12 protein-coding genes are annotated in these 16,601 nt (G+C 44.0%); 8 read left to right on the forward strand and 4 right to left on the reverse strand.

Annotated features, from left to right (window positions below):
* Positions 1–3: 3 nt before the first annotated feature.
* Complete coding sequence (locus tag NOL38_RS05825) at positions 4–2,457, forward strand: ATP-dependent Clp protease ATP-binding subunit (RefSeq protein WP_277941652.1); 2,454 nt, start codon at positions 4–6, stop codon at positions 2,455–2,457.
* Between the two features lie 117 nt (positions 2,458–2,574).
* Entirely contained in the window at positions 2,575–3,066 is a 492-nt protein-coding gene (locus NOL38_RS05830; protein WP_277941653.1) for an adenylyltransferase/cytidyltransferase family protein, read from the forward strand.
* Between the two features lie 95 nt (positions 3,067–3,161).
* Here NOL38_RS05830 and dusB read toward each other — a convergent pair whose 3' ends face one another.
* From dusB to gshAB, 4 genes are all read right to left on the reverse strand, one after another.
* Positions 3,162–4,166 (reverse strand): tRNA dihydrouridine synthase DusB, encoded by a 1,005-nt coding sequence (gene dusB / locus NOL38_RS05835; protein WP_277941654.1) that lies wholly within the window; start codon positions 4,164–4,166, stop codon positions 3,162–3,164.
* Positions 4,159–5,025 carry an Hsp33 family molecular chaperone HslO gene (gene hslO / locus NOL38_RS05840; protein WP_013730589.1) on the reverse strand — a complete coding sequence of 289 codons (867 nt, stop codon included), beginning with the start codon at positions 5,023–5,025 and terminating at the stop codon, positions 4,159–4,161. The genes dusB and hslO overlap by 8 nt, the downstream gene beginning before the upstream one ends.
* A 79-nt stretch (positions 5,026–5,104) precedes the next feature.
* Positions 5,105–8,239: a DUF8508 domain-containing protein gene (locus NOL38_RS05845; protein ID WP_277941655.1), complete on the reverse strand. Its 3,135-nt coding sequence runs from the start codon at positions 8,237–8,239 to the stop codon at positions 5,105–5,107.
* Between the two features lie 556 nt (positions 8,240–8,795).
* Complete coding sequence (gene gshAB, locus NOL38_RS05850; RefSeq protein WP_277941656.1) at positions 8,796–11,027, reverse strand: bifunctional glutamate--cysteine ligase GshA/glutathione synthetase GshB; 2,232 nt, start codon at positions 11,025–11,027, stop codon at positions 8,796–8,798.
* A gap of 362 nt (positions 11,028–11,389) precedes the next feature.
* On the opposite strand from gshAB, the gene NOL38_RS05855 reads away from it, so the two are divergent.
* The 6 genes from NOL38_RS05855 to rseP all read left to right on the forward strand — a co-directional run bounded on the left by NOL38_RS05855 (position 11,390) and on the right by rseP (position 16,430).
* On the forward strand, positions 11,390–12,679 hold the full coding sequence (locus tag NOL38_RS05855; protein ID WP_277941657.1) for an adenylosuccinate synthase: 1,290 nt from the start codon (positions 11,390–11,392) through the stop codon (positions 12,677–12,679).
* A 41-nt stretch (positions 12,680–12,720) separates the two neighbouring features.
* The gene (locus NOL38_RS05860; protein WP_202105444.1) at positions 12,721–13,056 is read left to right on the forward strand and encodes a hypothetical protein; all 336 of its coding nucleotides are present in this window, start codon (positions 12,721–12,723) and stop codon (positions 13,054–13,056) included.
* Between the two features lie 96 nt (positions 13,057–13,152).
* On the forward strand, positions 13,153–13,476 hold the full coding sequence (yajC, locus tag NOL38_RS05865) for a preprotein translocase subunit YajC (protein WP_002940126.1): 324 nt from the start codon (positions 13,153–13,155) through the stop codon (positions 13,474–13,476).
* Between the two features lie 113 nt (positions 13,477–13,589).
* On the forward strand, positions 13,590–14,345 hold the full coding sequence (uppS, locus tag NOL38_RS05870; protein ID WP_012775352.1) for an undecaprenyl pyrophosphate synthase: 756 nt from the start codon (positions 13,590–13,592) through the stop codon (positions 14,343–14,345).
* 9 nt (positions 14,346–14,354) lie between these two features.
* Positions 14,355–15,161 carry a phosphatidate cytidylyltransferase gene (locus NOL38_RS05875; RefSeq protein ID WP_014638692.1) on the forward strand — a complete coding sequence of 269 codons (807 nt, stop codon included), beginning with the start codon at positions 14,355–14,357 and terminating at the stop codon, positions 15,159–15,161.
* 9 nt (positions 15,162–15,170) lie between these two features.
* Positions 15,171–16,430, forward strand: a complete 1,260-nt coding sequence (gene rseP / locus NOL38_RS05880) for an RIP metalloprotease RseP (RefSeq protein WP_277941658.1) — start codon at positions 15,171–15,173, stop codon at positions 16,428–16,430.
* The last annotated feature ends 171 nt before the right edge of the window (positions 16,431–16,601 follow it).

A 16,601-nucleotide genomic window follows, 5' to 3' on the forward strand; every position in this document is an offset into this window, starting at 1 on the left:
TTCATGAAAATTTCAACTGGTTTACAGCGGGTTTTTGAAGATGCCCAGTTAGTGGCCCAACGCTATGCTTGTGATTACTTGGAAACCTGGCATGTTCTCTTGTCTTTCGTTATCAACCATGATACAGTCGCCGGCGCTGTTTTGGCAGAATATCCTATTTCAATTTCCGACTATGAACATGCAACTTTTGTTGTGACCGACAAGGTCTATCGTGAAGAGTTGGATAGTTTTCGTATTTTACCATCTTCTAAACGTTTGGATGAAACGGCTAGTTTTGCCAAGAAAATTGCAGAAGTCGTCAAGGCTAAGGAGCTGGGAACGGAACATTTATTTATGGCTATGTTGTTGGACAAGCGGTCAACAGCTAGTCAGATTTTGGACAAGGTAGGTTTTTGTTTTGAAGACTCAGATGATAAGTTTCGTTTCTTGGATTTGCGTAAAAACTTGGAGGCACGTGCGGGATTTACCAAAGAGGACCTTAAAGCTATCCGCAGTGTGATGAAGGGTGGCAAAGCCAAACCTACCAATATGGGACAGATGATGGGAATGCCCCCAGCACCTCAAAGTGGTGGATTAGAAGACTACACTTGTGATTTGACAGCTTTGGCGCGTGAAGGGAAGATTGAACCTGTCATCGGTCGAGACGCTGAGATTGCACGGATGATCCAAATTCTATCACGTAAAACCAAGAATAACCCAGTTCTAGTTGGTGATGCTGGTGTCGGAAAAACTGCGCTTGCTTTGGGTCTTGCTCAACGTGTTGCTGCAGGTGATGTCCCTGTCAGCTTGGCTAAGATGCGGGTTTTGGAACTTGACTTGATGAACGTTATCGCTGGAACTCGTTTCCGTGGTGATTTCGAAGAGCGGATGAATAATATCATCAACGACATCGAGGAAGATGGTCAGGTCATCCTTTTCATCGATGAGTTGCATACCATTATGGGTTCTGGCTCAGGGATTGATTCGACCTTGGATGCAGCCAATATCCTCAAACCAGCTCTTGCTCGTGGCACCCTCCGTACGGTCGGAGCGACGACTCAGACAGAGTACCAAAAGCATATTGAGAAAGACGCAGCCCTGGTTCGTCGTTTTGCCAAAGTGACCATTGAAGAGCCGACAGTGGAAGATAGCATTGCCATTTTGACTGGTTTAAAAGGTACTTTTGAAAAATACCACAGGGTCCGTATTGGACAAGCAGCTGTAGAGACTGCTGTGACCTACGCTAAGCGGTATTTGACCAGTAAAAACCTGCCAGATTCAGCTATTGATTTGCTGGATGAAGCCAGTGCAACGGTACAAAATCGAGTGAAAGGGCAGGCTGAGGAAACAGGACTGACGAGCATAGACAAGGCCTTGATGGATAAAAAATATAAGACTGTCAGCAAGCTGTTGATTAAAACGAAAGAAGATGCCGAGGCTAGTCAAAACTATGACCTTGAAGTAACAGAAGAAGATGTTTTAGAAACACTTAGCCGCTTGTCAGGTATCCCAGTAGCCAAACTTAGCCAATCAGATACTAAGAAGTATCTGAATCTGGAAACAGAATTGCACAAGCGTGTGATTGGGCAGGAAGAAGCTATTTCTGCAGTTAGCAGAGCTATTCGTCGCAATCAGTCAGGTATTCGTACAGGTCGCAGACCGATTGGTTCCTTTATGTTCTTGGGACCAACTGGTGTCGGTAAGACAGAGCTTGCTAAAGCCTTGGCGGAGGTTCTCTTTGATGATGAATCTGCTCTTATCCGTTTTGATATGTCTGAGTATATGGAGAAATTTGCGGCCAGCCGTCTCAATGGAGCGCCTCCAGGCTACGTGGGCTATGAAGAAGGTGGCGAATTGACGGAAAAAGTTCGTAACAAACCTTATTCTGTTCTCCTCTTTGATGAGGTTGAAAAGGCTCATCCAGATATTTTCAATGTTCTCTTGCAGGTCTTGGATGATGGTGTCTTGACGGACAGTAAGGGACGTAAGGTTGATTTCTCAAATACTATTATTATCATGACGTCAAACCTTGGAGCAACAGCCCTTCGTGATGATAAGACAGTTGGTTTTGGTGCCCTTGATTTGTCTAAGGACCATAAGGAAGTGGAGAAGCGCATTTTTGAGGAATTGAAAAAAGCCTATCGTCCAGAATTTATCAACCGTATTGACGAGAAAGTTGTCTTCCATAGCCTAACGGAAACTCATATGCAGGATGTTGTCAAGGTCATGATTAAACCTTTGTTGGCTGTAACAGCTGAGAAAGGAATTACCCTTAAACTGCAACCGTCAGCCCTTAAGTTATTGGCTAAACAAGGTTATGACCCAGAAATGGGGGCTCGTCCTCTTCGTAGACTCTTACAAACCAAGTTGGAAGATCCGTTGGCAGAAATGTTACTTCGTGGTGACTTGGCTACTGGTTCGACCTTGAAGGTTGGGGTCAAGGGTGAAGAGCTCAAGTTTGATGTGGTAAAGGGATAAGGAGTGCTTGTTGTTGCTATCCTTTCCAGATGCAGAATTGTTCTTCCGTTTTAAAAAAGGATGAAATAGTTGAAGAGGTGAGCTTGCTCGCCTCTTTAGCAAGTAGAAAGGAAATCTATGAATCAAACCATAGCTGTTGTTTTCGGAACTTTTGCCCCCATGCACAAGGGACACTTGGATTTGATTGAACGAGCAAAGTTAGCTTGCGGTCAGGTTTGTGTGGTGGTTTCAGGCTATGATAGGGATCGTGGGGATAGGATAGGTTTAGACCTGACCAAACGATTTCAATTTGCTCAAGAGCAGTTTAAGGAAGATGATTTGGTGAGAGTTTGTGCGCTTGATGAAACCGACTTGCCAGCCTATCCAGATGGTTGGGACCTTTGGTTAGAACGTTTGCTTGGTTTGTTGGACTTGTCTGAAAATCAAGTGCCAGTCTTCTATGTGTCTGAGGAAGAATACGCTCAGGAACTGCATAGGCGAGGCTATCAAGCACATTATAGTCCTAGAAAATTTGGTATTTCAGCCACCCTCATTCGTGAACAACCTCAACAATATCAGGATTACATTGCTCCAGCCTTTCTTGCCTTTTTTGGAAAGGAAAGACTGTAAAACAACATAGAAAAAACGCATAAAATCAAGTTATCATCTTGGCTTTATGCGTTTTTCTGTTTCATTGTTAGCGAGTTTTAACCTGCCAGTTTATCTTATTTAGCAATCCGTTCTTGATAGGCTTCTCGTGCTTGGTCAAAGAGTTCTTGGACCTGCTCGATAGTCTCTGCTCGGGCAACGGCTCCACGGATTTTGGCAGCACCTGCTGAACCACGGAGGTAGTGAGGGGCAAGACCACGGAATTCACGTACGGCAATGGATTCGCCTTTGAGATTGGTCAATCGGGTCAGGTGGTCGAAGGCGACATTGAGTTTGTCGTCAAAGGAGAGGTCGGGCAGGACTTCTCCTGTTTCAAGATAGTGGTTGATTTGGTTGAAGATGTATGGATTTCCCATAGCAGTTCGTCCGACCATGACGGCATCGGCTCCGACTTCCTCGATCCGCTGGCGGGCATCTTCTACATTGCGGATGTCGCCGTTTGCGATGAAAGGAATCTTGGTCAGGCTGCCAGCCACCTTGGTGAGGGTTTCCAGGTCAACCGTTCCTGTGTACATCTGCTCGCGGGTCCGTCCGTGCATGGCCAGGGCAGACACACCGGCACTTTCTGCGGCCAGGGCATTTTCGACCGCCAGGTCGGTATTGTTCCAACCGGTCCGCATCTTAACGGTCAAGGGAATATCGAGGACCGAGGTCACTTCCTTGATGATGTGGTAGATCTTGTCGGGGTCCTTGAGCCACTTGGCACCAGCCTCGTTCTTGATGACCTTGTTGACAGGGCACCCCATGTTGATATCTACGATGTTGGCCTTGGTGTTTTTCTGGATGAAGTCGGCGGCCCGTTTCAGTCCTTCGGCGTCGCCACCAAAAAGCTGGATAGACATAGGGTATTCGTTGTCATCGATATGGAGCATGTGGAGGGTCTTCTCGTTGTTGTAGAGAAGGCCTTTTTCAGAAATCATTTCCATAACGACCAGACCTGCACCCATTTCTTTGGCAATGGTACGGAAGGCCGAGTTGGTCACGCCGGCCATTGGGGCCAGCACGCAGCGATTGGGGATTTCCACATCACCAATCATAAAAGGGGTATTGAGATTAGCCATTGATGAGTTCCTCCAAATCGTTTTCGTCAAAGTGGTAATGGGTCTGGCAGAATTGACAGGTGATGTCCACGCCCTTGTCCTCCTCTTTCATCTCTTGTAGGTCCGTTTTGGGTAGGCTGGCCAGAGCATCGAGGAAGCGGTCTTTAGAGCAGTCGCAGACAAAGCCGATTTCTTCTTCTGATAGGCGTTTGAAGTCGTCGTCGCCATAAATGGCGGATAGCAGAGCTTCTATGTGGTTTTCAGAAGCCAGCAGGCTTGAAATGGCAGGCATTTCTTGGATGCGTTTTTCAAAACGGGCAATTTCAGCCTCAGTCGCACCTGGTAAAACTTGCAGCAAGAATCCGCCAGCTACCTTGACCTTGTCTTCCTCGTCCAGCAATACATTGAGCCCCACCGCAGAAGGTGTTTGCTGACTGTCTGTCAAGAAATAGGCAAAGTCTTCACCGATTTCACCAGAAATCAAGGGTGTCATGGAGTTGTAAGGATGACCTGTTCCGTAATCTGTGATTACAAGGAATTGTCCGTTCCCTACAAGAGGTCCAACGATGACTTCACCAGTCGCGGTCCGTTTGTAGTCCAAGTCAGGATTTTGAATGTAGCCCTTGACCTGACCTTTGGTATTGGCAACGGAGATGATAGCCCCAACAGCACCGCTGGCCAAGATTTTCAGGGTGATCTTGGTGTCGCCTTTTTCATTGGCAGCCAAAATCTGATTGGCAATGAGGGTGCGACCCAGAGCAACGGTGGACGACGCCATAGTATCGTGTTTTTCTTGGGCTGTTTTCACGGTTTCTGTGCTATCTAGCACAAAGGCACGGAAATGCCCGCTCTTTGATAGTGTTTTAATAATTTTATCCATAACTTTAATTATAGCACAAGTGGAGGTGGAGCAGTAGAAAAATGAGCCTGAAAGTCATGCTTTCAAGCTCAAAAAATGATTAGGATTCTTTTTGTTTTTTGACAAGGCAGGCGCTCAAGATTACGAGACCGATTGTGATAAGTACAAAGCTTGTTTCTTCTCCTGTCTTTGGAAGGATTTTCTTTTGACTGTTTTTGGCAGTAGGGGTCACGGTTGTTTGTCCCTTGTCTGTAGCGCTAGAACGGTCATCAGCATTTATAGCTGTTTGATTAGAAGTTGAAAGATTTGTTGGCTTGTTATTGTTGGTCGTACCATTGTCATCACTATTATTGACTGTTCCTGAGTCATCTGTCTGCTTGTCGCTTGGTTCTGGTTGAGTTGGTTCTGGTTGAGTTGGTTCTTGTGCCTTTGTCACATCCAGTTGTACCAATAGTGGATCGTGGTCAGAAGCTCTGCCATGTTCTTCCATAAAGGCTGAATTGACATGGACCATATCAAAGGCATAGCGCTCCAACAAGTTAGTTGATACTAGCATATTGTCAAGAGACTGATTGTTCCCGTTATAGAAGTAAGAGAAGCGATCGGATGCATCGTGACGACTAACGAGGTTAGCCATTCCTCCTGTTTCTAAAATTTCTATGGTTTTAGTAAATTCATAGTCATTGAAGTCGCCTAGCATAACGATATTAGCATTTGGATTTTGAGCTAAGCCTGCTTTTGTAAAGTCAGCGATAGTTTGTGCTAGTATGTGGCGTTTTTCTTCGGACTTGAAGCTGACAGGTTGGATTTTTCCGTAGAGACCATTGTCACCGCGTTTTGAGTTGAGATGGTTGGCAAGGACAACGACTTTCTCGCCGTTGAAGACGAATTCAGCTGCAAGTGTTTTGCGGACAGCTGCCCAAGCAGGGTTGGTTGGGTCGATTCGGCCCAGGCTGAGATTGAGTTCGCCGTTTTCCCATGCAATTGCCTGTGTTGCGGTACCGATTGGTTTGTCAGATAGGCTGACACGTTTTGAGTTGTAGAGGAAGCCGACGCGAATATTGCCTCCCTCTTGTCCACCGTCTTTGTTGTTTTCAGGAGCAATATCCACATAGGTATAGGTTGGTCCGCCGGCTGCTTGAATGGCTGCAATCAGGCGCTCAGCACTCTTACTAGCATCAGTTGTGCCGTCATTTGTAGCACCGTTGTTGTCCTGCACTTCAATCAATCCGATAATATCTGGAGAATGTAGGTCTGAAACAAAGGATTTGGCAATGCGTTGGACTTTAGCATCTGATGTTGACTTACTGTCAGCAGAAAAGTTTTCAATGTTATAAGAAGCGATAGTCAGCTTGTCATCATTTGGGATAATGGTTGTTGTTTCTGGTTTTGTAGCTCCTTCGTGCAAGGTTGGAAGGGTGCTATCATCTACATAGACTTTATAATTGGTGTAAGAGTAGGTAACTGGTCCAGCGATACGACCGGTGAAATAGTCTCCTGATTTGACAATCTGTTTTCCATTTTTCAAAAGGAGTGGAATGATATTGGTATTATTCCCTTCAGGGCGAAGGTTGATGCCTCCAACATTATTTAAAGGAAGTTGACTAGTGGCAGGAGTAACATAGATTTCCTTGTTTTTTAGTGGACCGAGGATTTTTGCATCATCCACGGCAACCACCATACCTTCAACGGATTCCCAGAAATCGAGCGCATCTTGTTCTGGATCAAATTGAGCCAAACCGTCGTTGTCAATAATATCTGATGGGATGGTCCGATCAAGACCAAGGACTATAGGAGATGGTACAGGTGCAGTCCCATCCACAGTTACTTCAGTAGCTCGAATTTGTGTGATGGTTAAGTCTGTTTCCCCACGTTCTGTATAACCTTTTCCGAGGTATTCTTCTACACGTCCTGCGATAGTGACAAGATCTCCTACCTTGACATTTGTTTTTAATTTGTCACTAAAAATATTAATACCGTCAGATGTTTTGACGTCTCCATCTGGTGTGACATCTTGCACGTAGAAGTTATTGGCAGAGGTAACGTAGGTTACTACGACGTTTTTAAGAATCACAGATTGATTGGTTAGAGGTGATTGGTGACTTGCACCTTGAATGTGACCGACTGTTACAGTTTCGGTCTTGCCAGGTGCTGTTTCTGTTGTTGCCTTTTCAACGACTTCAAAATGAGAGAGGTCAAATGGTTTTAATTGTATTTTTCCATTATAGGTGGATAAAATAGCGGTTAGATTAATCTTATCTCCCTTGTTGATATGGTTCAAAAGATCAGCCGTTTTGATACCTGTTCGACTATCTAAACGCACATCCACAGTCTGTCCCTCGGAATCAGTTACGGTAAAGGTAGAATTTTGATAGCTATCGCTTTGAATATCTCCGACAGTCAAGTTTTTTAGAGAAACTAGTGTTGCCTGTGCCTGAGTTGCTAACTGAGCGATATTTGTTTCTGTAACGGGAGCGTTGAAATGCTCAGATATAGCCTTGTGGTTGCTAACTGTGGTTAGTTGGAGTTCGCCTTTATACTCACCCAATGTTCCTGTTAATTGGACTGTATCACCAGGCTGATAGCCCAAGGCAGCCCCAGGATAGATATAGATACCAGCACCGTCAGAATCTTGGAGGTAAAAGCCATTTCCTCCCCAACCGTTTACTAGGCTAATAATTTTACCAGAAACTGTGTACTCTGTTCCTTGTGCACCAGAGCGAACAGTAGCAATCGGTGTAGAAACAAGGTCACTTGACTCGGTAGTCGTATTTTCACTGGTTGGTGGTTGAACATTAGTAGAAGATGAATCTACGATTTCAATCGCTGTAGCTGGCTTGATCCCAGCTCGCTTCATGTATGTATCGCTAGTTCCTGTGATGCGAACCAATTTTCCGACTAGTTCGGGATGATCAACGAGGTTGAATTGGCTACGAAGAGGTTCTTTTAGTTGAATAGGGATAGTGTCGGCTGCCGCAGTATCCATGCTTGCACCAAGGGCTAGATTTGTTTTGTTAGTAGCGTCAAAAGCGGTTCCACTACTATTAAGTGGTGCAATAAGATAGCCTTGTATCGTGACTTCCGACTGGGTTATTGCAAGTGACGGATAATTCTCTATCGCCACTTCAGTAGCGTACACAGATGGTATAGGCGAAGTGGCAAGACTAAACAAGAGTCCGGCTGTTACCGCTACAGAACCTACGGTATAGAAGAGAGAACGGTTTCTAATCTTCATATAAAACTCCTTTTTGTTATATATGGACGTTATCAAAACGTCTGTGATTGTTATATACATATAGTTTAACAAAAAATGAGTCGTTTGGAATACTTTTTTTGTATATAATACGGATATTTTTAAAAATTCAAATGAAGTAGTAAAAATACATTGGAAAACAAAACAAATAACGAACGATATAGTGGAATACTGGGAATTGATTCATAAAAAGCACCGAGATATAAATGATTATCTTGGTGCCATATTCATTTTATTTAACATTAGTTGGGAGGTTTTGTGAAGGAACAAGGGGGCAAAGCAGATATATAGTTCTTAAGTTGACTTTTTTACTTCGACGCAAGAGGAACTCTGTTTCTGGCTTTCCTGCTTCAAACAATCCACTGGTTTTTTTGAACTCGCTTTGCCGTACTATACAGAAGTGACTTGCGAGGCAAGTCTTATTTCCAACCTAGAATGTTCTAGCATATTGAGGCGAATGTGCTTTGCCCTATCTCCAGCCTTCAAAAGTTCCACGAACCTTTGAAGTAAGCACTAAGAAAGTAAGGAAAATGGGAAACTATAACTCTGGAAATAATTTTTTCAAAATCTTCGGCGTAATGCTCTGACCAGGTCCTGCGTAAGTATAGGTGTGCAGGTACATGGCAGGGTTGAAGTTGAGTTCGATGCAGGTGCAGTTGGGCTCGTCTTTGCTGGCTGGCTTGGTGCGGTCGGGGATAATCAAGTCCACACCACAGGCCCAAGCTCCCATAGCAGTCGCCATATCAGCGGCCAGTTGCTTGTAGGACTCGTCCATCTGGTCGGTCATATCGATGGAGTCGCCACCGGTTGAAATATTGGAATTGCCACGTAGAAAGGCTTGAACGCCCTCTGGCAAAACTGTATCAGGTGTGTAGCCCTGCTGTTCTAACATAAGCAGTTCGATGTCGCCCAAGTTAATGATCTCCAGCGGTGAACGGTGGTCACGCCCTCGCAGTGGATCTTGGTTTTTTTGGTCCACCAATTCACGGATGGTTGAGCTACCGTCCCCCACGACATTGGCTGCGACGCGGAGCAGGACAGCCTCGCACTGGCCATCAAGGATGAAGAAACGGTACTCGGTTCCCGCCACGAATTCCTCCACAAGCACATGGCTATCTTCCGAAAAGGCGATGTCAAGGGCTTTTTCATAGTCCGCAAGGCTTGCTGGCTCCTGGAAGATAGAGATGCCAAGGCCGAAGTTGGTAGATTTTGGTTTGACAACAATAGCAGAGCTGGCTGCCTGCCCGTAGTACCGCAGGGCATCTGTCTTGTTTGCAAATTCAGCTCCCGCAGGTACTGGAAAACCAGCCTGGTCCAAGATTTTCTTGGTCACGACCTTGTTGGCCATGGCTAGAGGAATGACGTAATTGTCCTTGGAGGTCATGTTGCCATTTTTGATGTACTCGACATGGTCACCATGCCAGAGTTTGAGAAATTGGTCTTCTTCATCCAAAATCTCCACGTTCAAGCCCAGCTGAATGGCGTCAAAGAGAATCATCTGGGTGGAGAGTTCCATGTTTTCATAGCCTTTGAGGGCGTAAGGGGCTGTCCAAGCATAGTCATGAAAGACTTGTCCCTGCTGCTGACCAAACTTTTCTAGAGACCCATCTTCAATCTGCTCTGCTATTTTTCCAGAAAGGGTCAAACGAGGGTCTTGAAGTGCTGCCTCCGCATGTGCAATGAGCTGGCCATAGTAGTCATCCAGTCCAAAGTGTAGAACTATGGCTTTCATGGCTGTCAAGATTGGCGTGGCATCGGCATCGCTAGGTAGAGGTGTGTGTGGGTGACTGAGGGCGATGAGATTGTTAAGTTTATCTGCTTTTGCTAAGGTGTTATCAACATCTGTCAGTTGGTCTAGCCAAAGAAGAGATAAGATAAAGAGGTGGACTGTATCAAGGGTTTCTTGGCTAATAGCAAGCGGGTCATAGGGGTTCAGGTCGAAGGAACGGAATTCTAAATAAGAAATCCCCTTGCTGAGGTAGTCACGGCTAGTCTTTGCTCCACGTAGTCGGACGGAAGAGTAAAATTCCTTCTCAGCGGATAGTTGACCAGATTGGACAGCTTGTTCGATGTCGGCCACGTACTGTTGGAGAGAAGAAAAGGAAATATGAACATCATCGGAGTTGACATAGCCATACTTGGAATTCCGAATGGAACGGACGCAACCGACTTCCGTGGTTAGGAATCCTTTTTCGGCTAGGCTACTTGCTCCATATAGGTAGGTTAAGAGCCAACGATAGTTGAGGAAGTTTTGTGCTAATTTGAGGTAGAGGGTATTTTTGAATGCGATAAAATCTGTTTCCTCGCTTAATTCAAAAAGTTGTTGGGTTAAGTCTTTTCCTAATTCAAAATTATAATGGATGCCAGACATAGACTGGACGAGCTTGCCATAGCGTTCCCCCAAACCGACACGATATTGGTACTCATAGTCGCTATCTAGTTGAGCAATTTGGATTTCTTCTTCTGAAATCACAGGTGGCATGGATAGGGGCCAGAGGTATTCTTGCTTATCCATAGAACGTGCGGCAACATCTGTAATGGCTCCCAGTAGGCGACGAGCTTCCTTCGTCGACTGAGCGATTGGTGTAATCAACTCTAACTGTGGCTCGCTGTAGTCTGTCTGGATATAGGGGTGGAAGCTACGAGAACCCAGTTTATGAGGATGGGGAGTTTGTGCAACTCTGTGGCTTGAATTGATGCGAAGTGATTCGCGCTCAATTCCAAAAGTAGCCTGAAGAATGGGGCTGTTTGGTGATAATTTTTGTAACATACTAAGTCCTTTATATTTCTGTCAAAGTCTTATTCCAATTTTATCTAGATTGGAGGGCAAATACAAATTTCTGCTACGTTTCTGGTGAAAAATGTACGGAAAATCACTGAAAGCAAACAAAGACTTCGGATTTCTCTGTTAAAAGCATATTTACACATGTCTACCTCGTGTGTTTAATCGGATTTTTTTGAAATATACTTTTAAAAAAAAAAAACATTCGCCATATATGAAATTATTGGAATTTCTTGAAAAAATGTTCGTTTTTTGATAAAATAGTGTGTAAAACGAAACTTGCAGGTGAGATTCCTGCCAGAAGTAGAAGAAAGGCTGGGCTGGTTAGCCAGTTCAGAGAAAGAGTGAATATGACATCAGTAGTTGTTGTAGGAACCCAGTGGGGCGACGAAGGTAAGGGTAAAATTACAGACTTCTTGTCTGCTAATGCTGAAGTAATCGCACGTTATCAAGGTGGTGATAACGCTGGACACACTATCGTTATCGATGGCACGAAGTATAAATTGCACTTGATTCCGTCAGGAATCTTCTTCCCAGAAAAGATTTCTGTAATCGGTAATGGTGTGGTTGTCAATCCAAAATCTTTGGTGAAGGAAATCAACTATCTCCATGATTCAGGTGTGACAACAGATAATTTGCGGATTTCGGACCGCGCACATGTCATCTTGCCTTATCACATCAAATTGGACCAGTTGCAAGAAGAGTCTAAAGGTGAGAACAAGATTGGTACCACCAACAAGGGTATCGGTCCTGCTTACATGGACAAGGCAGCTCGTGTCGGTATCCGTATCGCAGACCTCTTGGACAAGGAGATTTTTGCGGAGCGTTTGAGAACAAACTTGGCTGAGAAAAACCGTTTGTTTGAGAAAATGTATGAGTCAACTCCAATCGAATTCGACGAAATCTTTGAAGAATACTACGCTTACGGTCAGGAAATCAAGAAATATGTAACAGATACATCTGTTATTTTGAACGATGCCCTTGACCAAGGCAAACGTGTCTTGTTTGAAGGGGCGCAAGGGGTTATGTTGGATATTGACCAAGGTACCTATCCATTCGTTACTTCTTCAAACCCAGTTGCTGGTGGTGTGACCATCGGTAGTGGTGTTGGCCCAAGCAAGATTGACAAGGTTGTTGGTGTATGTAAGGCCTACACTAGCCGCGTTGGTGACGGACCATTCCCAACTGAACTGCACGATGAAATCGGAGACCGTATCCGTGAAATCGGCAAAGAATACGGTACGACAACTGGCCGTCCACGCCGTGTCGGTTGGTTTGACTCAGTGGTGATGCGCCATAGTCGCCGTGTGTCAGGTATTACCAATTTGTCCCTCAACTCGATCGACGTTTTGTCAGGTCTTGAGACCTTGAAAATCTGCGTGGCTTATGACTTGGATGGTGAGCGTATTGACTACTACCCAGCAAGTTTGGAGCAACTCAAACGCTGCAAACCAATCTACGAAGAAATGCCAGGTTGGTCTGAAGACATCACAGGCGTGCGTAGCTTGGATGAATTGCCAGAAGCGGCTCGCAACTATGTTCGTCGTATCAGCGAATTGGTAGGCGTTCGTATCTCAACCTTCTCAGTAGGTCCTGGTCGTGAACAGACCAACATCCTTGAGAGTGTATGGAGTAACTAATAGACCACTTTTTCACATGCATTAGAGAATAGGAGAAGAGCATGCTATTTTTACTGGCTTTTGGACTAATCCTGTTTGTAATGACGGCTTTTATCAGTTTTGTCACCTTCTCAGTTGGTTGGTCACTTCCTCGTTTGGAAAATAAAACTCATCGCTATATCTGTTTACTGGTTGCTCTTTTATTACCTTTGCTTTTTCAATTCACAGGACTATGGATTTTTCCACTGTCAGGATTTGCCTTAGGATATGGACTACCTAATCAAGTTTCCAAAAAAGGGAGGAGTGTTCTATTGGTTATTGGAGTGGTTTTGCTGATTATTTCAATAATTGGTTTCGTACAGCTATATCAAGGTATAGTTGATACTTACTCTTACTGATTTTTGGTTGAAAAGGCTGCGAGATTGGGTCTTCTCTTTGCTAACGGTGGAAAATTTTAGTATAATCAAAACTATTAAAATGAATGAGGTGTCCTAATGGAAGGATTGTTTTTACCCCTTGTCATGGTTGCCATGATTGGTTTTATGTTCTATTCGCAACGTAAACAACAAAAACAACGTCAAGAAGCATTAAATCAAATCAAAAAAGGTGATGAAATTGTGACCATTGGTGGGCTATTTGGTATTGTCGATGAAATCGATGATAAGAAGGTTGTTCTCGATGTTGATGGTGTTTACTTGACATTTGAACGTGGTGCTATTCGTAATCGTGTAGCAAGTTCAGATACTACATCGGCAGTTGTTGAAGAAGTGGCAGTTGAAACGACAGAAGCAACTCCAGAAGCTGCAATTGAAGAATAAGGATGAAAAACCGAGGGAAACCTTGGTTTTCTCTTGTTTTAGCCCTGCCTGATTTTTGCTATCCTAGGTAAAAATATGGTATAATGAAACGATTATACAATAAGGAAAATACCATGTTTAAATTTAATTTTAAAAAGAAAGAAAGCATTGAAACAGCAATTGAAGTCCCTAAGCATATCGCTGTGATTATGGATGGCAATGGCCGTTGGGCGAAAAAGCGGATGCAGCCACGTATTATGGGGCATAAGGCTGGTATGGATGCACTTCAAAAGGTTACCAAGACGGCTTCTGATTTGGGAGTAAAGGTGTTAACTGTCTATGCCTTTTCTACAGAAAACTGGTCTCGACCGGAAAAAGAAGTGAAGTTTATTATGAATCTACCTGTGGAGTTTTATGATAAGTATGTTCCTGAACTCCATGCCAATAATGTCAAAATTCAGATGATTGGTGACCATTCAAAACTTCCTGTCCCGACTCTCAATGCGCTTTATAAAGCCGAACAAAAGACAAAGGGTAACACTGGTTTGATTCTCAACTTCGCTCTTAACTATGGCGGTCGTGATGAGGTGACTCGCGCAGTCAAGGCTATTGCGCAAGATGTCTTGGATGCCAAGTTCAATCCTGGAGATATTGACGAGAAATTAATAGCGGATTACCTCTATACAGGAACCTTATCACCAACGTTACGCGATCCCGATCTAGTTATCCGTACAAGTGGTGAACTTCGTCTTAGCAACTTCCTGCCGTGGCAAACAGCCTACAGCGAGCTGTACTTTACAGATATTGCTTGGCCTGATTTTGATGGAGAAGCACTTAAATTAGCGATTAAAGAATACAACCGTCGCCACAGACGTTTTGGCGGTGTATAAGGAGAAGGTATGACAAACGATTTACAGAAACGAGTGATATTTGGCGGCATTGCTCTAGCTATTTTCATTCCCTTTTTGTTGGCTGGTGGGATGGCATTTCAATTTTTTGTAGGCCTGTTAGCCATCATTGCTACGGCTGAATTGATTAAAATGCATCGCCTAGCACCCAATTCTATCGAGGGTGTCTTAGCTATGTTGGCCAGTTTAGTCTTGGCTCTTCCGCTCCAGAATTATCTGACATTTTTACCGACGGATGGAAATTACACAGCCTACGCCATTGTAGTATTTTTACTGCTTGGTTCGACGGTTTTTAATATCGGCCATTACAACTATTCAGATGTAGTCTTTCCAATTGCATCAAGTTTCTATGTTGGTATCGGCTTTCATAGTTTGATACTGGCTCGTATGGATGGGCTCAATAAAGTCTTCTTTGCCCTCTGTTTAGTCTGGGCAACAGACATTGGTGCCTACTTAATCGGTCGTCAGATTGGTCGGAGAAAATTATTGCCGAAGGTTTCACCGAATAAAACGGTTGAAGGCTTTGTAGGCGGTATTCTTTCTGCGGTGGTAGTTGCTATCATTTTCTTGATTGTCGATAAGTCCTTGTTGGCGGGCTATTCATTTGGCATGATGTTGTTGTTAGTTGTGATTTTCTCGATATTCTCACAATTCGGAGATTTAGTAGAAAGTGCTATTAAACGCCATTTTGGTGTGAAGGATTCTGGAAAAATTATTCCAGGACACGGTGGTATCCTGGATCGTTTTGACGGTATGATTTTTGTCTTTCCAATCATGCACTTCTTTGGATTATTTTAAGGAGGTACTATGAAGGGAATTTTAGCATTTATATTTATATTTGGTGTGATTGTGGTTGTCCATGAATTTGGTCATTTCTACTTTGCCAAGAAAGCTGGTATCCTTGTGAGGGAATTTGCGATTGGGATGGGTCCCAAAATTTTCGCTCATACAGGTAAGGATGGGACGCTTTACACCATCCGTATCCTTCCCCTAGGTGGCTATGTTCGAATGGCTGGATGGGGTGAAGATAAGACAGAGATTAAGACAGGTAGTCCTGCCAGCCTCAGCCTGAATGAAGCTGGTGTTGTGACGCGGATTAATTTGTCTGGTAAGCAACTGGATAGTCTCAGTTTGCCAATGAATGTAACCAGTTTTGACTTCGAGGAAAAATTGGAAATCACAGGCTTGGTCTTGGAAGAAAGCAAGACCTATAAGGTTGATCACGACGCCACGATTGTAGAGGAAGATGGAACAGAAGTTCGGATTGCTCCACTTGATGTTCAGTATCAAAATGCGACTGTCTGGGGGAAGTTGATAACCAACTTTGCTGGTCCCATGAATAACTTTATTTTAGGTATTTTCGTCTTTATTATGCTGATTTTTGCGCAAGGAGGGGTTGCAGATCCTACCAGTAATGCCGTTAGTATTACAGACGGTGGTGCCTTACAGAATGTAGGTCTGGTGACAGGTGATAAAATCTTGTCGGTCAATGGTCAAGCTACGGATACTTACACAGATATTGCTACAATCATTAGTCAGGCAGCCTCAGAAGCCTCTACAGCTCCAAGTTTTGATTTGGTTGTTGAACATGAGGGGACTGAAAAATCGCTCACAGTTACTGCTGAGAAGGTTGACGATAGCTACCGAATTGGAATTTCACCGATTTTAAAAACTGGTTTCCTTGATAAGATTATTGGGGGCTTCCAGCAAGCGGGTGCGACAGCAGTTATTGTTGTGACTGCCTTGAAAAACTTGATTGCCAATTTTGATGTTAAGCAATTGGGTGGACCTGTTGCCATTTATTCTGTCAGCAATCAGGCTGCTGCAAATGGTTGGGTTTCAGTCTTTAACCTGATGGCTATGCTATCAATCAATATCGGTATTTTCAATCTTATCCCTATTCCAGCCTTGGATGGTGGGAAGATTGTCATGAACATTCTAGAAGGTATTCGCAGAAAACCACTTAAACCAGAAACAGAATCCTATATCACGCTGGTAGGCGTTGCAATCATGGTTGTCCTCATGCTGGTCGTGACCTGGAATGATATTATGCGTGTATTCTTCTAAATAAAAACTCCAAAAGGAATTGAATGCGTGCTAAATGCAGGATGTTCTGAAAAATACGAAAAAGAAAGGAACAGAGAGTTTTCAGATTTGAACTCGAGCATCAGCGAGGGGGTTGAAAAGTTAATTCTTTGTCTTCCAATCAAGTAAACTACGAAAGGAACTGAACACGGG

Origin of the sequence: Streptococcus suis, assembly GCF_029616525.1 — a bacterium.
Classification (GTDB): domain Bacteria; phylum Bacillota; class Bacilli; order Lactobacillales; family Streptococcaceae; genus Streptococcus; species Streptococcus suis_AF.